The organism is Candidatus Saccharibacteria bacterium (genome assembly GCA_016432585.1).
In the GTDB taxonomy this organism is placed as follows: Bacteria; Patescibacteriota; Saccharimonadia; order Saccharimonadales; family Saccharimonadaceae.
The window spans coordinates 338,838-356,270 of the sequence record CP066696.1; the positions used below are offsets into that span (position 1 = coordinate 338,838).

Annotated in this window: 18 protein-coding genes and 1 tRNA gene; 14 read left to right on the plus strand and 5 right to left on the minus strand. The window is 48.6% G+C overall.

The features are described from left to right. The first annotated feature begins 135 nt into the window (after nucleotides 1-135). The 6 genes from HZB75_01825 (at nucleotide 136) to HZB75_01850 (ending at nucleotide 4,811) form a co-directional block, all read left to right on the plus strand. The gene (locus tag HZB75_01825) at nucleotides 136-615 is read left to right on the plus strand and encodes a hypothetical protein (protein ID QQG51224.1); all 480 of its coding nucleotides are present in this window, start codon (nucleotides 136-138) and stop codon (nucleotides 613-615) included. Nucleotides 616-667: 52 nt separating this feature from the next. Beyond that, nucleotides 668-1,180, plus strand: coding sequence for a hypothetical protein (locus tag HZB75_01830; protein ID QQG51225.1), 513 nt, complete (start codon nucleotides 668-670; stop codon nucleotides 1,178-1,180). A 63-nt stretch (nucleotides 1,181-1,243) separates the two neighbouring features. Further along, nucleotides 1,244-1,837, plus strand: coding sequence for a hypothetical protein (locus HZB75_01835; protein QQG51226.1), 594 nt, complete (start codon nucleotides 1,244-1,246; stop codon nucleotides 1,835-1,837). Nucleotides 1,838-1,859: 22 nt separating this feature from the next. Beyond that, nucleotides 1,860-1,934, plus strand: a tRNA-Gln gene (locus tag HZB75_01840). Nucleotides 1,935-2,418: 484 nt separating this feature from the next. Continuing rightward, the gene (locus tag HZB75_01845; protein ID QQG51227.1) at nucleotides 2,419-3,945 is read left to right on the plus strand and encodes a hypothetical protein; all 1,527 of its coding nucleotides are present in this window, start codon (nucleotides 2,419-2,421) and stop codon (nucleotides 3,943-3,945) included. A 221-nt stretch (nucleotides 3,946-4,166) separates the two neighbouring features. Beyond that, nucleotides 4,167-4,811 carry a hypothetical protein gene (locus HZB75_01850; GenBank protein ID QQG51228.1) on the plus strand — a complete coding sequence of 215 codons (645 nt, stop codon included), beginning with the start codon at nucleotides 4,167-4,169 and terminating at the stop codon, nucleotides 4,809-4,811. Nucleotides 4,812-5,338: 527 nt separating this feature from the next. On the opposite strand, the gene HZB75_01855 is transcribed toward HZB75_01850, so the two are convergent. Together HZB75_01855 and HZB75_01860 are read right to left on the minus strand one after the other, a co-directional pair. After that, nucleotides 5,339-6,862, minus strand: a complete 1,524-nt coding sequence (locus HZB75_01855; GenBank protein QQG51229.1) for a lysine--tRNA ligase — start codon at nucleotides 6,860-6,862, stop codon at nucleotides 5,339-5,341. Nucleotides 6,863-7,009: 147 nt separating this feature from the next. After that, nucleotides 7,010-7,726 carry a CDP-alcohol phosphatidyltransferase family protein gene (locus tag HZB75_01860; protein QQG51230.1) on the minus strand — a complete coding sequence of 239 codons (717 nt, stop codon included), beginning with the start codon at nucleotides 7,724-7,726 and terminating at the stop codon, nucleotides 7,010-7,012. Nucleotides 7,727-7,918: 192 nt separating this feature from the next. Here HZB75_01860 and HZB75_01865 point away from each other — a divergent pair, with 192 nt between their 5' ends. Then, nucleotides 7,919-8,548 (plus strand): hypothetical protein, encoded by a 630-nt coding sequence (locus HZB75_01865; GenBank protein QQG51231.1) that lies wholly within the window; start codon nucleotides 7,919-7,921, stop codon nucleotides 8,546-8,548. Between the two features lie 444 nt (nucleotides 8,549-8,992). Here the strand turns inward: HZB75_01865 and HZB75_01870 are convergent, their stop codons facing one another. Both HZB75_01870 and HZB75_01875 read right to left on the minus strand, forming a co-directional pair. After that, complete coding sequence (locus tag HZB75_01870; GenBank protein QQG51232.1) at nucleotides 8,993-9,856, minus strand: transposase; 864 nt, start codon at nucleotides 9,854-9,856, stop codon at nucleotides 8,993-8,995. Nucleotides 9,857-10,014: 158 nt separating this feature from the next. After that, entirely contained in the window at nucleotides 10,015-10,578 is a 564-nt protein-coding gene (locus HZB75_01875) for a TetR/AcrR family transcriptional regulator (GenBank protein ID QQG51233.1), read from the minus strand. An 83-nt stretch (nucleotides 10,579-10,661) separates the two neighbouring features. Between HZB75_01875 and HZB75_01880 the strand changes: the two genes are divergently transcribed. The 7 genes from HZB75_01880 (at nucleotide 10,662) to HZB75_01910 (ending at nucleotide 15,601) form a co-directional block, all read left to right on the plus strand. Further along, the gene (locus HZB75_01880) at nucleotides 10,662-11,135 is read left to right on the plus strand and encodes an SRPBCC domain-containing protein (protein ID QQG51234.1); all 474 of its coding nucleotides are present in this window, start codon (nucleotides 10,662-10,664) and stop codon (nucleotides 11,133-11,135) included. Nucleotides 11,136-11,260: 125 nt separating this feature from the next. Next, nucleotides 11,261-11,878 carry a GyrI-like domain-containing protein gene (locus tag HZB75_01885; protein ID QQG51235.1) on the plus strand — a complete coding sequence of 206 codons (618 nt, stop codon included), beginning with the start codon at nucleotides 11,261-11,263 and terminating at the stop codon, nucleotides 11,876-11,878. Between the two features lie 177 nt (nucleotides 11,879-12,055). Continuing rightward, nucleotides 12,056-12,346 carry a YggT family protein gene (locus HZB75_01890; GenBank protein ID QQG51355.1) on the plus strand — a complete coding sequence of 97 codons (291 nt, stop codon included), beginning with the start codon at nucleotides 12,056-12,058 and terminating at the stop codon, nucleotides 12,344-12,346. A gap of 18 nt (nucleotides 12,347-12,364) precedes the next feature. Further along, nucleotides 12,365-14,044: a hypothetical protein gene (locus tag HZB75_01895; protein QQG51236.1), complete on the plus strand. Its 1,680-nt coding sequence runs from the start codon at nucleotides 12,365-12,367 to the stop codon at nucleotides 14,042-14,044. Between the two features lie 23 nt (nucleotides 14,045-14,067). Next, nucleotides 14,068-14,703: a phosphotransferase gene (locus HZB75_01900; protein QQG51237.1), complete on the plus strand. Its 636-nt coding sequence runs from the start codon at nucleotides 14,068-14,070 to the stop codon at nucleotides 14,701-14,703. A 78-nt stretch (nucleotides 14,704-14,781) separates the two neighbouring features. Further along, a complete protein-coding gene (locus tag HZB75_01905; GenBank protein ID QQG51238.1) occupies nucleotides 14,782-15,282 on the plus strand; it encodes a VOC family protein in 501 nt (166 codons plus the stop codon). Nucleotides 15,283-15,397: 115 nt separating this feature from the next. Next, on the plus strand, nucleotides 15,398-15,601 hold the full coding sequence (locus HZB75_01910; protein QQG51239.1) for a hypothetical protein: 204 nt from the start codon (nucleotides 15,398-15,400) through the stop codon (nucleotides 15,599-15,601). Here the strand turns inward: HZB75_01910 and HZB75_01915 are convergent, their stop codons facing one another. Continuing rightward, nucleotides 15,602-17,254: a transporter gene (locus tag HZB75_01915; GenBank protein ID QQG51240.1), complete on the minus strand. Its 1,653-nt coding sequence runs from the start codon at nucleotides 17,252-17,254 to the stop codon at nucleotides 15,602-15,604. Between the last annotated feature and the right edge of the window lie 179 nt (nucleotides 17,255-17,433).

Genomic DNA, 17,433 nt, shown 5'->3' on the forward strand with positions numbered 1-17,433 from the left:
TATTTTTTGTTGGAGTAATGTTTGTTTTTGTAACCTTCGCTGATTAGTACAATACGCGATATTTTAAGAAAGCGCAAGCGAAATGAAGAAAATACAACATTTTCCATCATGCCCGGTCTGGCGTATACTACAGGCATGAGCTTTTTTGTCGATTCAACACCAGCGGTAAAACCAAAAACCGAAAACGTCCGTACGATGAGCGTCGCGCTTGCCGCGATATTTATGATAATGGCCGTTGCCCAACTATATAGCTACGAAGACTTTCCAGCTACTCTTGCTGCAATGTGGCTACCTGGCGGCGAGAGCTTTGCTATGGTGCTTGCGGCGCTGCTTGTTATTTACGAAGTGTTTGCGCTGCCGTTTTTGCTGGGAATGCGCCTAAGCCCCGCGATGCGTGTTATTAGCATGGTGTTTGGTTGGCTAACGGTGGCGTGGTGGCTTTATATTACGTTGTGGCAAAATCTTAGCGGACATATTATTGGCAACAGCGGGCTGCTTGGCGCAACTGTTCCGTTGCCGGTGGGTTGGTGGGGCGTATTATTTATTGTTGCCCTAGGTGTGCTTTCGGCTTGGGCAAGCTGGGGAATGTGGCCTATCTCACGTACGAAAAAATAGTTGCTACTCCCTAGTATTCAGCGTATGATGAAGACATTAATAAGGGGGAGCTATGGATAGTGTACGAAAATTAGAGTCGAAGGTGGCATCGTGGTATAAAGATGTGCCTCACCTGCCTGAAAACGCAGCAAAGTGGATTGCGCAAAATATATGGTGGATGGCGCTTATCGGTGTTGTTTTGGGTGCTATGACTATCTTTAGTATTATATCCGTGACATTCTTTGCTGGTGCGGTATTTATTGGATATGGTGGCGCTATTGGCGCGGCTGTTGCCGGTGTCGCACTGGTTGCCGTTATCTTTTCGCTCGCTTTTTGGGCGCTAGAACTCGTTCTTATGGGGCTCGCAATTACGCCGCTGCGTACGCTGCAAAAGAAAGGCTGGACGCTATTATTTATGGTCGCGCTTTTACAAGTAGTGGCTCATGGTGTTTCGTTCCTGTTTAACCTCAATCTGTTTAGCCTGATTTGGAGCTTACTCTACGTTGCGGTGGGCGTTTACTTCTTGTTCGAAATTCGTGGCCAGTTTGGCGCACATAACGCAAAAACTGTTAAAGCTAAGAAATAGAGGGTTGCTTCGCACAAACGGCGTGTGAGGCTCTGTTTTCTATGAACAAAAAGGGGTGTGGGTATGTTAGGTTTGCTGGCTGGTGCTATAGGGGTTATTGGATATGCGCCTTACATCAGGGATATTTTAAAGGGTAGCACGAAGCCGGATAGGGCGTCGTGGCTAATATGGACGCTTGAGTATGCTGCATTATTTGCTGCGCAGCTAAGTGTTGGCGCTGCTGAATCACTTTGGTTAATAGGGTTACAGCTGCTGGGCGTGGTAGCGATATGCGCGCTTTCTTACAGATATGGCGTAGGCGGATTTGATAAGAAAAACGTTATTGTTCTGCTAAGCGTTTGTGTTGTGCTGACAATTTGGTATCTTACCCGCAGTGCCGATCTTACGATTATTCTTCTTATTGCCGTAGAGGCTGTAGGAGTGGCGTTGACAATGCGCAAGGTCTACAAACAGCCTGGCAGTGAAACTCTCGTTATGTGGGCGCTTATCGCGGCCGCTGGCGTTATAGGTATTGCTGCCGTAGGTGCCGGCGCGGCTGTGATTCTGTACGTGTATCCGGTGGCGCTCATCGCAATGGGTCTTGGCGTTATCGGCGCATCGAAGCTTGGCGAACGGCGCACCAACAGCGAGCCAACTCTTGAGCTTAGTACCGAATAATGGTACAATCTGTACGAGCTAATGGGATGTCGCCAAGTGGTAAGGCACTGGGTTCTGGTTCCAGCATTCGGGGGTTCGAATCCCTCCATCCCAGCCAAGAGATTATGAGAAAGACTATAGATTGAATCGTAGTCTTTTTTAATACGAAAAATTCGAATCAATATGGACATCACATCCTCACTTAGCTATGCCGCCACTTTTCTAACTTCTATGCTACAATATGTCTAAACGGTGGGAGAAAGTTGCTGATGAACAATACCAAAACTCTCATCCTCAAAGAACGTGTTAGGGCAGCATGGATCGTACTATGGTTACTGCTACTTATAGCTAACGTATTCGTGTACATAAATGACCCAGTACACTTATCGATAGACGCGGGATCTAATTTTGAGAATTGGATCGTTTATTTCTTGTCGCCCCACAATTGGTTGGCACTTGCAACCGCGCTATTAGCACTAAATGGGCTTCGATCAATTTGGCTTGTGTGCGAGCAAGGGTGGCCAGTTATCAAGGATTTTCGTTTTATACCAGTGGTCGCGAGTATCGGCGGCATACTAATTTTTATTGGAGTTGTCTTCTAGATGGGTATTGACGCCATTTATACTTTTGATGGCGAATCGTACGACGAGCTAAGGAAAAAGACACTTAACGGCATAAATGGCGAAAATCTCAAGCAGGAGCTTGCTTACTTTCAGTCAAACATCGTCGATCTCAGTACCGGCGGGCAGAAGAACTCACTGGATAAACGTGGTTTTGTGGTGGCGATAAATGGCGCATGGGGTACAGGTAAGAGTACTGCAACTTGGGCGCTCATAAACGAGCTGGATAAGGACTTGCCAGATCATTTTGTAATTATTGATCGATCACTATTGCCTTTTGGTAGTGTTAATGAGTCTATATCTACTTTTCTAAATGACTTTGCGGCAGTGCTAAAAGACGAAAACCTAATAGATATAAACAACGAAATCGCCCAGTTTATCTTGGAATCTACGCCATCATCTAAGACGCTTGGTGTCACCGCCAGCCTTGGCCCAATATCTATATCTCGGAATTTTGGAGGAACAAGGAACCCACTTAATACTGATACTCTTGTAGACAAATTCAAGAAGCTGCGTGCTAAATCGAGAGCGGTCATTATTGTTCTGGACGATTTAGACCGGTTACGACCCAGTGAGGTTGTCGATGTCCTAAGGATGGTAGAAAAGCTTAGGGTGCTGCCGGGTGTAGTAATATTACTGCCGATTTTCAAGAAAATCATAAACGAGGCTATAAAGAACTCTTTGAATCTAGATAGTCCGAGTGCGGCGACCTTTTTGCGAAAGCTGACTGATGCTGAAATAAATATCGAAAATAGCGTGGAAGATCTGAAGACGTCATTTGATAGTACTCTGAAGTCGCTACTTGCTGACCAAGACCAAAAACGTACATGGGGAGTGGGAAGTGTTACGAGAGAGATGTGGCTATCAGACCTGGTTTGGTCACTTTTATTGCACATTATGGTTATCAGTGAAACCGTAAGTAAAGCTAGTGGGGTAGATAATCCAAATCCCGGTTTGCTCATTAGCAATGCAAACTCGAACTATTTGCAAAAAATGGCAGATTTATTTAGGGACAGCTCATACAACTCACGCTCTCGACCGTCCGCAGAGCATCCATACCCCGTATGGGTTAATAATGGTGGTGAAAAGTTGGCTTCAATCGGTGAGCGCTGGCCAGGAATTCGAGATAGGAATAATAACTGGCTTGGCGAACTTCACGAACTTCTTGGATGGGCAAATAGCGCATCGGTAGTAACTACCGACGATACTGTTATAAACAGCCTGAAGTCAAATACTAGTATAGAGTTCACAAAAGACGGCGATGATAGTATTCGGTCTAGAGAGGCTGCATCGCACATACCTATCTTTATCGAAGTGTTTATGCCGTTAACAAGGGTTACTGATAGTGAACCTTTGCTTACGGAGAACTACAAGCGTCGCGATGTTAACATCCTGGCTCGTAAAATAGCTCCCGAACTAATGAGTATGGCGCTAGAGCATGATGATGAGGGTGCTATGCGACAGCTCTTCACTTTCGTTAAATCAAAGTATGACCAATTTCGTGGGTAAACTCGGGGGAGTTGCCTATAGAATTGACTCAGGACAAATAATGTTATATAATGCTTAATAATCATTTCTAATGATAGTTGCTTGACATGTGCATAAGAGGTGAGATATCAGTTCATATCCGTGCATTGATATCTCATCTTTTGTGCGTGCTTATCAGAAGTCCGCGCGAGAGCATATTATATGCTGAACCGCAGTGGTTCGAGATGAGACGAGGAGTAATCGTGAGCGAGCGTCGACTCAAGGGCGACTTCAACACCGCCATCACGGGCATCAACCCGGACACCGGTGCGTGGAGCGAGAAGACCCACAACGCCACGGTGTTGCCGCTGCGCGGCAAGATCATGCAGATCGACGGCGTCGTCGGTTGCCACATCGCTCGATACGGCCTGGAGGTCACCTACCTGCAGGACCGCGTCAGCAAGACGGCACTCACGCGCGCCGTGAAGGCGGCAGTCGCCGAGATCGCCAACAACGCCGCGGACATCTTCTTCCCCTTGCGGGGCAAGAAGACCCCGCGTCTGACGATCCCCCGGCCGCGTCCCAGCACCACTCGTACCTGGCACTGCGTGGAGGTTGAGTTCAACACCGACCTCCACGCCAACGCCGGCGAGGAGCTGACCACCGCGATCAAGGAGAAGCTGAAGTTCCGCCTCATGCAGGTGGATGGAGCGCGCCGTGTCTGCGTGACGCAGCGCTGCCTCCAGGTCTGCTTCGACAAGGACGCCACGGCGGAGGAGGGCATCGTCGCCCACCTGCAGCAGGTGGTCCGTGAGATCCTGGAGAGCCGCGTCGACTACGCGCTCTACTTCCCGTTCGGCGACCCGACCTGTGTCTACCGGACGTTCAGGACGAACATCGTCATCTGATCAAGCACATGCGCGTCAAGCAACTGCCCCGGCTGAAGTCGGGGCAGTTCGCTTTTAAGACGATGTCAATTCTCTAGATTTTACGCCTTTATGGTGGCTGTTATAATAAAAATGGTCGCAAGTCCTAACTATCTTGGAGGCTTTGGTGCCTACGAAGATTACGTTACCCTCGCGCGCAACAATTATCAGTCGTCTGGATCGGCAGCTCAGGTATCCTCATCTGAAAAAGCACTTCTTTCCTCTTATTGCCGATCACGGCGGCGAGGAGGTCGACGCAAATGAGGTGGCTCAACTACTGTTTGATGCCATAACCTCGTATGCCGACGGCCATCCGTTCGTGAAGACGGTTTTGTCTGAGTCGACTGGCGACATGGTGAGGGCGCTGGTCTCTGACCGGCGGGTCTGCAGTGAAGCGATCTCGGCCGCGCGTAGGTTAGGGATCTAGCTTCTGCGATCATTTCCCCGCTGATTCGGTACTGCTTCTTTTGAAAGAGGAAGCCCGCTGTAACGGCGGGCTTCCTCTTTATTTAGTTGAACTTTATATCGGGGTAGATATCTTTGGTGGTTTCGTCGACCTCGCTTTTTAGCTGAGGGAAAGGAATACCTTCGCGCGCAGAAATACCCTCTAGGCTCCAGAAAATTCGCTCGCTGTAGCCAAGCCCACAGGCTGGTGGCATGCCATATTCGAGTGCTTCTACGAAATCGATATCAAGCATTTGCGCCTCGTCATCGCCGGCGTCGCGCATTTTTTGCTGCTCTTTAAAGCGGTTTAGCTGATCGATTGGGTCGTTGAGCTCGCTGAATGCCTTACACATTTCGCTTCCACCGAATACAAGATTGAATTGTTCGGTGAGACGCGTGTCGCTAGCGTTTGTTTTTGCCAAAGGTTGCATAAACACAGGAATATCAACAAGGAAAACGGGACCAGCGATTGTTTTGCGGTATTTTTTCCATAGTTTATCAAGGCTGCGAATACGATTATCGGTCTTTTCAACTTCTAAGTTCTCGGCCTTTAGTTTCGCCTGGATTTCTGGCATTTCGGATTCAAAAACGTCGATATCGTATTGGTCTTTTAGGATTTTTACAAAGCTAATACGTTCAAAATGCTCGCCGTCTTTGCCAAAATCCACCTGTTGGCCATCGGCAAGAGTAAACTGCCGCGTGCCCCATGTCTTATCACAGACATAGCGGATCATTTCTTCGGTGAGTTCCATGCCCATTTCCCAGTCGGCAGAAGCCCAGTACCATTCCATGGCGTTGTGCTCGGGAAGGTGTTCGTCGCTGTAGTTTTCGTTGCGGAAACGAGGCCCGATTTCGAATACTTTTTCGAACCCAGCAACGAGCAGACGCTTTAGGGGTAGTTCGTGGCTGATCCTCAAGAAGAAATCCTGGCCAAGCGCGTCCATATGAGTGACAAATGGATTTGCATCGGCGCCGCCGGCGGTTACTTCGAGGACATTGTTGTTAACCTCAATGAAGTCTTTTGAGTTTAAAAAGTCACGGGTTGCTTGCCAAAACTTAGAGCGGCGGACAAACCGGTTGCGAACGTCGATATTAACGTTCATGTCAACATATCGGCGGCGAAGTCGCTCTTCTTTGTCGGTAAAGCTTTCGTGGTCGAGCGGCATAGGTCGGAGCGTTTTTGTAATAAGCTTGAGCTCGGATAGGGCAAGTGAAACCTCGCCGGTCTTTGTTTTGATAACCTCGCCAGTTGCCTCAATAAAGTCGCCCGTATCAAGCAGATTGAGATCCTCGATACCGATGAACCCCTTACTGCTATTAGAGGGCTGTAGATTTTGCGCCTGTAAAAAGAGTTGAACTGAACCAGAAAAATCTCGCACAACGATAAAAGCTATTTTACCGAATTTTCGAATCGACTTGATACGCCCAAAGACTGTTTCGGACTTTCCATTTAGGGTATCAAAATTAGCCGAGATAGCATCGGCCATAACGGTTCGGTTAGCTTTGGCGGGATACGGATTGTAGCCCATGCTATGCAGCTTTTCTAGTTTTTTAATTCGCTCTTCGCGAAACTCTTTCATTGTAGCCATGCAGTTAGTATACCAGAGGTGGCCAACTTCCTTAAGTATTTTATTGAGGTTGCTTGGTTGTTGGGTTTGGTTTGTACGACAAGATATGAAAAGCCACCCACGAGGGCGACTCTTCACCTTTCGCTTCGTGGGTGGGATAGCAGGGAGTCAGTCGGTAGTGTCTCGCCGGGCAAGCGAGATTGCTACGCGGACTGCCTTGCTGAGGTAGCCGTACAGGCTGCCGATTGCCAGTGGGATCGCGAATGTCACGAGAGAACCACATACGAGCACTCCTTCGGGCGTCATGGGGAGGAGTATCCATCCGAGGAAGACCGCTGCACACTCGACACCCATCTTGACTTTGCCGATATTGCTGGCGCCCGCTTTCTCGGAGGTGCCCTGGCTGTTTACGAGCGCGCCACTGACGGCTCCGGCCATGATGTTCGCCAGCTCGATGCTGGCTAAGACAATGGCCGCCTTCCAGAAGAAGGGGGAGTCGAACTTGAGGCATAGCCCGTAGACGAGCCCTCCGATAAGCAGCTTGTCGCTGAGCGGATCGAAGATTGCCCCGAAGACCGATGTCACCTTGAGTCGGCGAGCGAGCGTGCCATCGATGCCATCGCTGAGAACCAGCAGTAGAATGACGACGATGTATGTCCAGCGCTCCGGGCTGCTTGTTGCGTGATAGATGCCCCAGGCCGCCGCCCCGCCCAGGATTGCCCTTAGAACGGATATGGCGTTTGGGATATTTCTCACGACCCTACTGTTGGTGTGAGGTTCGAGAACGATCGCGAGGGGTTCTACGAGGAGGCTAAAAAACCACCTACTCCACTCGACGAGCCGTCCGGTGAACGTTACTCGGCTGCTTTTAGCAGAGCTGACCATGCTTCTCCATCTCCTTCGGTTGAATGGTTGGGATCGGCATTTGAAGTGTAGTATATAATTGTTATATTTTCAAATTTGTATTCTTGAATGGTGGCCCTAGTATGGAAATATTGCGACATAATCAATTATATTATATAATTACATTAGTAATGTATTGCATTGCTCGTTTGACCTACGGAGGTGAACGTATTCATGGATTCGACGCCGGGCAAGCTCGGTATCGTTCCGGGACTGCGATGGATGCTGGCAAGTTCGCGTTGGTCGCCCTGGGCGCCCGCACTGATCATGCTGGTCATTCCAGAGCTCATCGCTATCGGCCTTGAAGGTCGCGTGGCAAACCCGTTCAAGCAGTACCTGGGTGTTTTCCCGGGCGACCTCTTTCTGAGTTTCGCCATCGGGTCTGCCTTCTGGCTGGCGATGTACCATATGGCGCCTTCGGGTCGCCAGCGGTGGTACGCCAGCTGGCAATGGCAGGTGTGGTGCGTGGTGTCCGGACTGATGTTCGCGGGCTCGGTCTTCTACGGCGAGCTCAGCAACACTCTCTACCGCCACGTGCCAGAGGCCGCCTACACCCAGGCGCAGTTCGTGAGTCCGACTAACCTGTTCCACTACGTGATCGTGGCGGTGATGAGTTACATGCTGTGGGCTGTTGTTTTGCCCGCGCTGATTCACTCGCCGCGGCGGTTCTGGTGGCTCAAGGTGCTGATCGTTCTGGCCCTGCTGGGCTGGGCGGTCTGCGCGATCGTGCTGGACAACAGTCTGCCACGGCCCAACCTGGACGATGTCCACGGTGAGTGGTTCGGCGGCTGGTACCGGGACTGAACCCGAACCTACCGAAAGGTCGAACTGGCCGCTCGCACCTGGTGTACTACCGGGGCGAGCGGCTGTTTGATGCCTCGTTAACGCTTTTTATAGATATATGTTATAGTATATGTAGTCACACTCCCTCATGACGGAGCTGAGAGTTATGGTAAGGAAAAATAGGGTGCCGGACTCGTCGACAGACGACACGGTGCCGATCCCGCGTGACAGCTCGGGCTGTACGCCCGACCCGTACGCCGTCAATAATCCTCACGTGAGGACCAACTTCGGTACTACCGACGGCGACGCCCATCTCCGACCGACGGTCGAAGTCCCTGGTGGCGTCTCGTCGGATCCGCCGCAGACAAGGAGTGATGGCCGCCGGTAGGTGGCAGCCGCGTGGCAGAGGGCTGGTTCAGCCTCTGCCACGAAGGCGAAATGCCGCCTACCGATTATTCAAGTTTATTAGTTATTGTTGTTTAAAGTATTCAAGACATCTCCTTTCTTTGCGGCATTAATCATGCGCGTCAGGCCGATGCCACCGCCTGAGCGTGGAAAGAAATCGAGTTTAAGAAAGTCGTTGAGTTCGCGTTCAACTCGATCTTTTCCAAATAATTGGAATAGCTTTTCGGCGTATTTACCGTTAGAAATCGTATAGAAGCTTTCCTTCATTGCGATTGGGTCGGTGCTGCGCTCGGCACTTCCTATGGTTTCGTCGCCGTACATAATAACGTCGATTTTATGCGCATGCGAATCGCCATTCTTTTTCATGTTCCAGAATGGCGATGTGTAGGTAGGAAAGTCGCTGCAAAAAACGACGGGGCTGAAGTCTTTTTCCATGCGGTTTTCGTGAGCGTGGGTAAGCTCCTCGGTTTCATAATGCGCTTTAAGCTCGTCGTAGGTTTTGTAGGTAAAAGAACTGGATTCGCCAAACCCTAGGTATTCGAGGAGTTCGGTGTTGAATGCCTCGAGATCTTTTATGCCGCCCTTTAGTTCGTACTCGAACATGGGAAAGATAAGCTTATGGCGACCAGGAACGGGATTTTGCTCGTTTCGGTAGCTGGTGCTGACACAAAAAACACCGGCCAATTGCGGCCGGGTAAGAAGTTCGTATTCGAGCCACATCTGGCCTGTTTGTGGTAACGGCCAGACTTCGCCGGCATATTCGTACGTAGCGACAGTATCGGGGTCTTCACAGGCCGCGAGAATGCTAAGGCGGTCCTGCGTGTTTACTTCGATAAAGTTTTTATCGAGGCAGAACTGTCGCAATTTATTAACGATTTCGCTAAACGCGATGATATCCTCGACGCCCTTGTAGTTGTCTTGCATGTGTCCTCCTGTTATTTGGTTATTAGTGCATAAAAAAACAACCCCTAGGGGTTGTTAATAAAAAATAAGGTGCCTGTTGCTATCTTAAGCATTGGACGCCTTGTTTTTATGCATTACCAGCAAGCTTAGCACAACCGTTTTGCCGCGACAAGCCGAATCTATTTGTTTTGTGCGGCCCTAAGCAAAAGAGAGAGCGTGGGAAGGGTAGAAGCTGGAAATTCTCGTCGCATAACAATCCATGCGCTCGTTCCATCGTAAAGGAGGATAAGTTGCTGAGCTAGCTGATCGGGCTTGTGGGCATTCATTGCTACGGCTTGTTCGTGAAAGAAAGCGTAAAGCCTACCTTTGAAATCGCGCGCTGCGGATACAGCCAGCTCGTTAGAGTCGCGAAGCTCGATACTTGAGTTCATAAGAACGCAGCCATAGAAATCCTTTACCTTCGCCATTGGCTCTACCATTTTAAAGACGTGGGTAATGCGTTCTGCCGGAGTGGTCAGATTTGTATTTGTACAAGCTTCAAACCACGACTCACCAAGGTTTGTTATGGCTGCCGACACCAACGCTTCTTTTGAAGGAAAGTATTTGTAGAGTGTGCGTTTTGATACCTCTGCCTCGAGACATATCCTATCGACACCTACGGCGTTAATACCATATCGCGCAAAAAGCCGGGCGGCTGTGCCGACAATCCGCTCTTTCGGTTTTTCGCTGCCAATGTTGGTCATGCGATTATTATAACAAAAGTACTTGCAAAAGTAAACAGATCTGTGTACTATTGCAATGTTAACTATTGAAAACAGGAGAAAAAATGAATAATTACACAGCATCATTTGTGGTCGACCAATCGCCCGAAGAAGTGTTTAAGGCCATAACGAACGTTCGCGGATGGTGGGGACAGGGTATTGTTGGTGGCACCGAAAAAGAGGGCGACGAATTTATTTTCGAAGTTCCCGATGTACACCGTTCTGTACAGAAGTTAGTAGAAGTTATTCCGAATGAAAAGATGGTATGGCTCGTTACAGAGAGCAACATGACGTTTATTAAGGATGCGGAAGAGTGGGTTGGAACAAAGATTATCTTTGCTATTACAAAAGATGGCGACAAGACCAAGCTTACCTTTACTCACGAAGGGCTTGTTCCTGAGGTAGAATGCTACCAGTTTTGTATGCCGGCGTGGGATCAGTATATAAAGGGCAGCTTGTACAAGTTAATCACCAAAGGTGAAGGCACGCCAAATCTCGAGGAAAAGCCTGATTTTGTGAAGCCTGAAAAAGTTTCGTAAAAACTAGTTCGTGGATCAGTCGCCCCTCACGCGCGCTCGCATAGAGGGGCTTTTACTTTATGGAGCCATTGCAGGTTAGCGTTGCCTACCGAACTTCAGGGTTTGCAACTTGTTATACTGTCACTATGGAAAAAGTTGATTTCAAAAAAACGCTCGACAGCTACAAGTCTCAAAATCATAAATTTCGCATTGTTGAAATTCCGAAGCGACAGTACCTTATGGTAGACGGGCATGGTGATCCGAATAGCTCGAAAGAATTTAAAGACGCGATCGAGGCGCTGTATCCGGTTGCCTATAAACTGAAGTTTGCCAGTAAACAGCAACTTGGCAAAGATTATGTTGTTATGCCGCTCGAAGGTCTTTGGTGGGCTGAGGATATGACAAAGTTTACGACGGCGCGGGATAAATCTGAGTGGGATTTTACGCTTATGATTATGCAGCCAGATTGGATAACCGAAGAGATGTTTGCGGCGGCTATGAAAAAAGTTACCGATAAGAATCCTCCGGCAAGCATTGCTAAAGTGAGGTTTGAGACCCTGAACGAAGCTACTTGCGTGCAGACGCTTCATATTGGATCGTTCGATGACGAGTCGGCTATTCTCGATGAAATGCATAATGAGTTTATTCCAGAACAAGGCTGTGTAATGACTGGGAAACATCACGAAATATATCTCAGCGACTTTAGAAAAGTCGCGCCTGAAAAACTGCGTACAATATTACGACAGCCCGTTGTTCGCAAATAGTATGTGACATTCAAGAACGGTATTTGTGATATGCTATAGCTACAACCATAAGAGGTATTTATCATGAACGAAGAACGTGACGAACAGACCACTGAAGTACGAGATACTAACGAGCGTCAGGGAAGCACTAACATTCGACGCCAAAGTGTAACGACGGCGACAAAGGTAGATGCCGGAATTGTGGCACGCCGTATTGTGTATTATGTTGTGGGCGTTATTATTGCACTGCTTGCACTGCGTATCGTTTTGCTTTTACTTGCGGCAAACGAAGGATCGGCCTTTGTTGATTTTGTCTATGCGGTAAGTGGGCTATTTGCAATGCCATTTTACGGAATGTTTAACTACACGCCAACCTATGGACAATCTGTTTTTGAAATCAGTAGCCTTGTAGCGATTATCGTATATGCGCTTATTGGCATGGGTATTGCAAAGCTTTTCTCGTTAACGAAATCCGAAGACGCCGTTTAGTCTCGTACGACTCTATTCATGACGCTAACGACTGAAAAAGATAAACCTACGTTAGATAATAACGCAAGGCTTGATACTGCACTACTGGCCGAGCTTGAATCCAAAAATCACGGGGCGCGGCAATATTACTCTGGCGAGACGGGGCTGCGGTTTTATTGTAGTGATTTAGCCGCGCTGGCGTGTAAAAAGTATGATCACGAATCGCTCGCTAAGCTTGAGAGACAACTGAACGTCTACGGGACGTTCACTATCCCAATCGTTACAGGGCACATGGTAAAGGTGGGCGATACTATGCGCGAGGTAGCCTTTGTGGCGGCGACCGAAACGAATGCAAGCCACGGCGAAATGTCGTCGATGGTATATTTGCGAGACCAAATTCAGGTGGCGGGCGCATACATGGAGCTAGCATTAAGCAACCGAGTTCGCTACGAACGTGAAGGCGTCGCAGGAAAAACTCTGCTCATAAGCGCTCTAGACTTAATGTCGACCACTTCGCAGCTCGATCGTTTTAAGGATGTAATTATACGTGGCGGTAAAGCTGGTCAGGCGGATTGGCCACAGATATCGCTGTATTTTGATGATCTTGATGGTAAGCGACCGAACGGCTGGCGAAACAAGCAAGATTCGTGGCAGATGCTTGCTTATCTTGCGCTCGACGCGATCGAACGAGGCTTTGTGACGCCCGAGGAGCTACTTAATTCTCATAGGCAATTCCTTGGCTCGGTTGTGCCGCTGCTGAAGGCTGTTGGGTTTCCTTGCTACGAAAGCTCAGGGTCATGGGAGGAGGTAACAGCTCGACGCAGCTCGGTAATGGCTGTAGAGACTGCTTTATTGTACAAAATAAAAAAGGCAAGCAAAAACAAGCAGCTTGATTTTTTGAAAGACGATTCGGTCGATTCGGTGGATAATTTTGATACTGTTCTGGACGGTATGATTCAGCAGGGATTAAATGAGTTAGGCAACCGGTTGCCCTATGAATCTCCGGATTATGACAAAGCCTCTGTTAAGTTTCGCGAGAGCGATGCGGCCTTAGTGTATGTACTGCGATATGGTGTGGCGGAGCTGCTTGCGAGGAGTAATACGCCGATGCGGGCAAACGGAGGCAGCCCAATGCAAATAGATGCGATTGAAGATATAATCTTGAATCAACTAGAAGGCTTGATCGACAAAGAGACTAATGGCATGATTCGCTACAAAGACGATTCTTATCAGCGAGTAAATTTTCATACTAATACAGTGCAAGCGACTATTAAATCTATTAAACAAAAGGTTCAGCAAGCGGCGAATGGCGGCGAAGTTGATCTTGATAAAAAGCAGCAGCTTCGTGGAGCTCTGACCCCGGCGGGTAGGTGTGCCGCTTGGACTCATCCGCTTGGTCAGGTGTCATCTTGGGCGGCACGACGCGCCGTAGTGGCGAAGCAGGGCGGAGATGTAGAAAATGCAATGCGGTATCAACAGATAAGCGCAAGGTTTTTAAACAGAGCGTTGTCGACGGTGACCGGCGACAATCAATGGCATGCAGCTCTGGCCACGAACGGTGCTTATCGCGTCCAAAAAGTTGCCGCGTACAAGCTGCCCGAATGCTATGTCGCGTATGAAACGCAAAAAGGCGATTCGTTTTTTGTGCCATCTCCCCATACGCCACTTAACTGGAGTAGTGCAATGCTACAAGAGGCAATAGGATTGGGATTGAAATAACAATTATTTGCTACTATTAAGACATGGACACTATCGACGTATCGACAAGAGCATGGCTGCGTAATTATGTTGATGAAGATTTTAAGATTAAAAAGCATCATTTCTCGAATCAAGATGATGTCTATGCGATTGAAGCGACCGAGGGTAGTTTTTATCTAAAAACAGCGAAGGATCTGAAGTCGGAGAGGGATAATTTACAAAGAACACTTTCTTATATTCGTGTGCCTAAAGTAATTGGCTTTGGCACGGTGGGCGATAAAGATCACCTGCTTATGACCGCGCTTCCAGGAAAGAATCTTGCTGAGTATGTCGACGAATGGGATACTATGACGATTGTTCGCGAGTTTGCCCGCGCGGTAAAAGAGTTTCATGCGCTTGATATAACGAAACTGTTTACAACAAGTGCCGCTCCTGGAACCGTGGTGCTGCATGGCGATATGGCAATGCCTAATATTATTTGCACAGAACCCGGTAGCGCCGGATTTATAGACCTGGGCCAGATGTCGGTGGGCGCGGCTGATTTGGATCTTGCCGATGCACTTTGGAGCTTACAGCGAAATTTAGGCGCAGGGTATGGCGAGCTGTTTTTAAGTGAATATGGCAATTTTGTTATGACCGAAAAAGTAGATAAGGCGCTAAAGTATCGTCATCAAGCATAAGTGTGATCGCGGTCATTGCAGTTTTTGTTTGTTATACTAAAAAGGCGAATTGAGCAAAATAAAAAGGAGATTGTCATTATGGCGTCACTGCAAAAAATTACCCCTTGTCTTTGGTTCGATAAAGACTGCGAAGATGCGATGAACTACTATGTTTCGGTTTTTCCGAACTCAAAGATCGAGCTGATTCAGCGCTATCCAGAAGGCGTAACTGAAGGTCCGATGGCTGGAATGAGCGGCAAAGTACTAACGGGCGTGTTTGAGCTAAACGGCCAGCGCTTTATGGCGCTCGATGGTGGGCCAATCTTTAAATTTAGTGAGGCGACATCGTTTGTTGTTGATTGCGACACTCAGGAAGAGATCGACCACTACTGGCAAGCACTTTCGGCGGTTCCCGAAGCCGAGCAGTGTGGTTGGTGTAAAGACAAGTACGGTGTTTCATGGCAGATTACTCCTGCTGTTCTTGGCGACATGATGACAGATGAAGATCCAGAGAAAGTTGCCCGTGTTACCGATGCGTTTATGTCGATGAAGAAGTTTGACATTGCGGCGCTGACAGCTGCTTTTGAAGGCAAGAACTAGCGATCTAGCGGATAAACGCAAGTACCCCGCGCCACATAGGTGCGGGGTACTTTTGTGATCGCGATTTGTGTAATATAAGCAAAAGCAGTATGATGAAGGAAAATAAGGAGATGATATGACAAAAGGTGACAGTTCTTTAGTAAAAATTACCAACCAGCATGGTCCAAGCGGATTTTTGTTTTTTGTTGCGTATATTGGCGCGGTTATTTACTTTTTCCAGCAGTCGCCCGACTTCTGGGGTTTTATCCTCGCGCTTCTTAAGGCTATTGTGTGGCCAGCCTTCGTGATGTATCACGGCCTCGGCGCTCTTGGCGTATAATCACCCTATCGAGTAAAGGGATATTAAAAGAACCTGCGCAAGGATTATCTTGAGGATGATCGCAGTAGGAAAGACTATCGCGTAGCCGTGATTTGGTAAGTCGTTGCCAGCCTGCTGTACAGCATATGCCTGTACGGCGGGTTGCGTGTGTGCGGCCGCCATTATGCCTGCAGAAATCGCAAAGGGAAGTTTGAATTTCTTATACAAAACAGGCAGAAGAATAAAAGGAATAACGAGCGAGATGATGGCGCCGGCGATAAAGAGCCATAATCCGCCCGGACCGTTCATTGCTTCGACAAAGGTTTGCCCCGAACGAGTCCCGATGCTGGCAAGCATTAACACGAGGCCGAATTCGCGAAGTGTAAGGTTTGCGGTATAGGGAATGCCCCATACGATACGGCCACTGCGGCGTACGTATCCAAGAATAAGCCCAATAATAAGAGGTCCGCCCGCATCACCTAAGTGGAAAACAACGCCACCCGGCAAGTCGATAGGGATGCTGCCTAAAAGCAGGCCAAGACTGATACCTATGCCGATTCCCAGAACATTGATACGACTAGTGTCTCGATAGGAATCGCCAAGATATTTGCGGATATCGCGGACTGTACTAAGGGGTGCTAAAACGCAAACGCGGTCACCGTATTCGAGAATAAGGTTTTTGTGAGCTAGCATATCAACATCACCTCGCTTGACTCGTGTAATCATGGCGCCAAAACGCTGTGGCAGGCGAAGCTCACGGATCTTTCTTCCGGCAATATGTTTACTGGAAACGATAATTCGGTGCCGGTCGTACTGGCTAAGATCGAGCTCGAGGTGTTCGTCGCACACTTCGCCCAGCGATTTGGCGACACCTAGGACATCTTCTGGCGAGCCGATAACGTTAAGGAGGTCGCCGGTTTTCAAGGGGCGATTGTCGGCAGCAGCGAGCCATTCTTCACTCCCGCGCCTGGCGCGCCCAAATACGACAGGCCAATGTTGCTCGGCCAAGAGCTCCTTGAGCGTTTGCCCGACGTATTCTTTATTGGTGATACGGATAGTGCGGTTATGAAGATGCTTGTCGACAGCAACACTGTCGGTGACAAGCTCGGCATCTTTTTTGTAATTAATTTTGAATCGTCGCTGCCAAAATGCAATGGCGAGGATAGGACCAAGGACGCCCATTGGGTAGGCGATTGAGTAGCCGACTGCTGGCAAGGTAGCTATTGTTTCGTTAAACTTTCCGTCGGACAGCATTTGCACGAGCCCCGCAAGGGTAGGCGTATTGGTCATTGCCCCGGTAAAAAGCCCAGCGGCAATTGCAGGGTCGGGTCGAAGAATAAAATACGTTGCAAGAATCATAGCGAGGCCGGTGACGATTGCTGCTATAACAATGCCGTTGTTCCGTTTTCCGCCGTTTCTTAGCGAGGCGAAAAAACTTGGACCGCTAGCGATACCAATCGAGTAGACGAAAATCACCAGCCCTAGGCTCCCATATGCTGCAGGCAAGGTGTAGCGGGGATCGAGCGCGCTCAGTGCGATACCTACAAACAATATAGCTGCGACTCCCAGCTGGATTCCTTTAAACTGTATTTTGCCGACCAAATAACCGATAGTGGCCACGAAGAATAGAAGAAGCAGGCTTTGCTCCGCCAATAATTCAGATAGCATATTCATGCGTATCCTCCTTTTATAATTAGGTGATTATGCGGGCATAGACCGAGGCGATAGAGTAGCGCGCGTTAGGCGACCGTAACGACTAGATCAAGAGGGTTTATGTCACGTATACATATAGTATATGCCGTTGTGATCGAGGATACTGTGACTAAGATCACACGGTAGGATCTGATATTATT

What these genes read in the sequence shown, in the direction of transcription:
- HZB75_01825 (QQG51224.1), top strand. Translation starts at nt 136, where the DNA reads ATGAGCTTTTTTGTCGATTCAACACCAGCGGTAAAACCAAAAACCGAA.
- HZB75_01830 (QQG51225.1), top strand. Translation starts at nt 668, where the DNA reads ATGGATAGTGTACGAAAATTAGAGTCGAAGGTGGCATCGTGGTATAAA.
- HZB75_01835 (QQG51226.1), top strand. Translation starts at nt 1,244, where the DNA reads ATGTTAGGTTTGCTGGCTGGTGCTATAGGGGTTATTGGATATGCGCCT.
- HZB75_01845 (QQG51227.1), top strand. Translation starts at nt 2,419, where the DNA reads ATGGGTATTGACGCCATTTATACTTTTGATGGCGAATCGTACGACGAG.
- HZB75_01855 (QQG51229.1), bottom strand. Translation starts at nt 6,862, where the DNA reads ATGGCTACAATGAAAGAGTTTCGCGAAGAGCGAATTAAAAAACTAGAA.
- HZB75_01860 (QQG51230.1), bottom strand. Translation starts at nt 7,726, where the DNA reads ATGGTCAGCTCTGCTAAAAGCAGCCGAGTAACGTTCACCGGACGGCTC.
- HZB75_01865 (QQG51231.1), top strand. Translation starts at nt 7,919, where the DNA reads ATGGATTCGACGCCGGGCAAGCTCGGTATCGTTCCGGGACTGCGATGG.
- HZB75_01870 (QQG51232.1), bottom strand. Translation starts at nt 9,856, where the DNA reads ATGCAAGACAACTACAAGGGCGTCGAGGATATCATCGCGTTTAGCGAA.
- HZB75_01875 (QQG51233.1), bottom strand. Translation starts at nt 10,578, where the DNA reads ATGACCAACATTGGCAGCGAAAAACCGAAAGAGCGGATTGTCGGCACA.
- HZB75_01880 (QQG51234.1), top strand. Translation starts at nt 10,662, where the DNA reads ATGAATAATTACACAGCATCATTTGTGGTCGACCAATCGCCCGAAGAA.
- HZB75_01885 (QQG51235.1), top strand. Translation starts at nt 11,261, where the DNA reads ATGGAAAAAGTTGATTTCAAAAAAACGCTCGACAGCTACAAGTCTCAA.
- HZB75_01895 (QQG51236.1), top strand. Translation starts at nt 12,365, where the DNA reads ATGACGCTAACGACTGAAAAAGATAAACCTACGTTAGATAATAACGCA.
- HZB75_01900 (QQG51237.1), top strand. Translation starts at nt 14,068, where the DNA reads ATGGACACTATCGACGTATCGACAAGAGCATGGCTGCGTAATTATGTT.
- HZB75_01905 (QQG51238.1), top strand. Translation starts at nt 14,782, where the DNA reads ATGGCGTCACTGCAAAAAATTACCCCTTGTCTTTGGTTCGATAAAGAC.
- HZB75_01910 (QQG51239.1), top strand. Translation starts at nt 15,398, where the DNA reads ATGACAAAAGGTGACAGTTCTTTAGTAAAAATTACCAACCAGCATGGT.
- HZB75_01915 (QQG51240.1), bottom strand. Translation starts at nt 17,254, where the DNA reads ATGAATATGCTATCTGAATTATTGGCGGAGCAAAGCCTGCTTCTTCTA.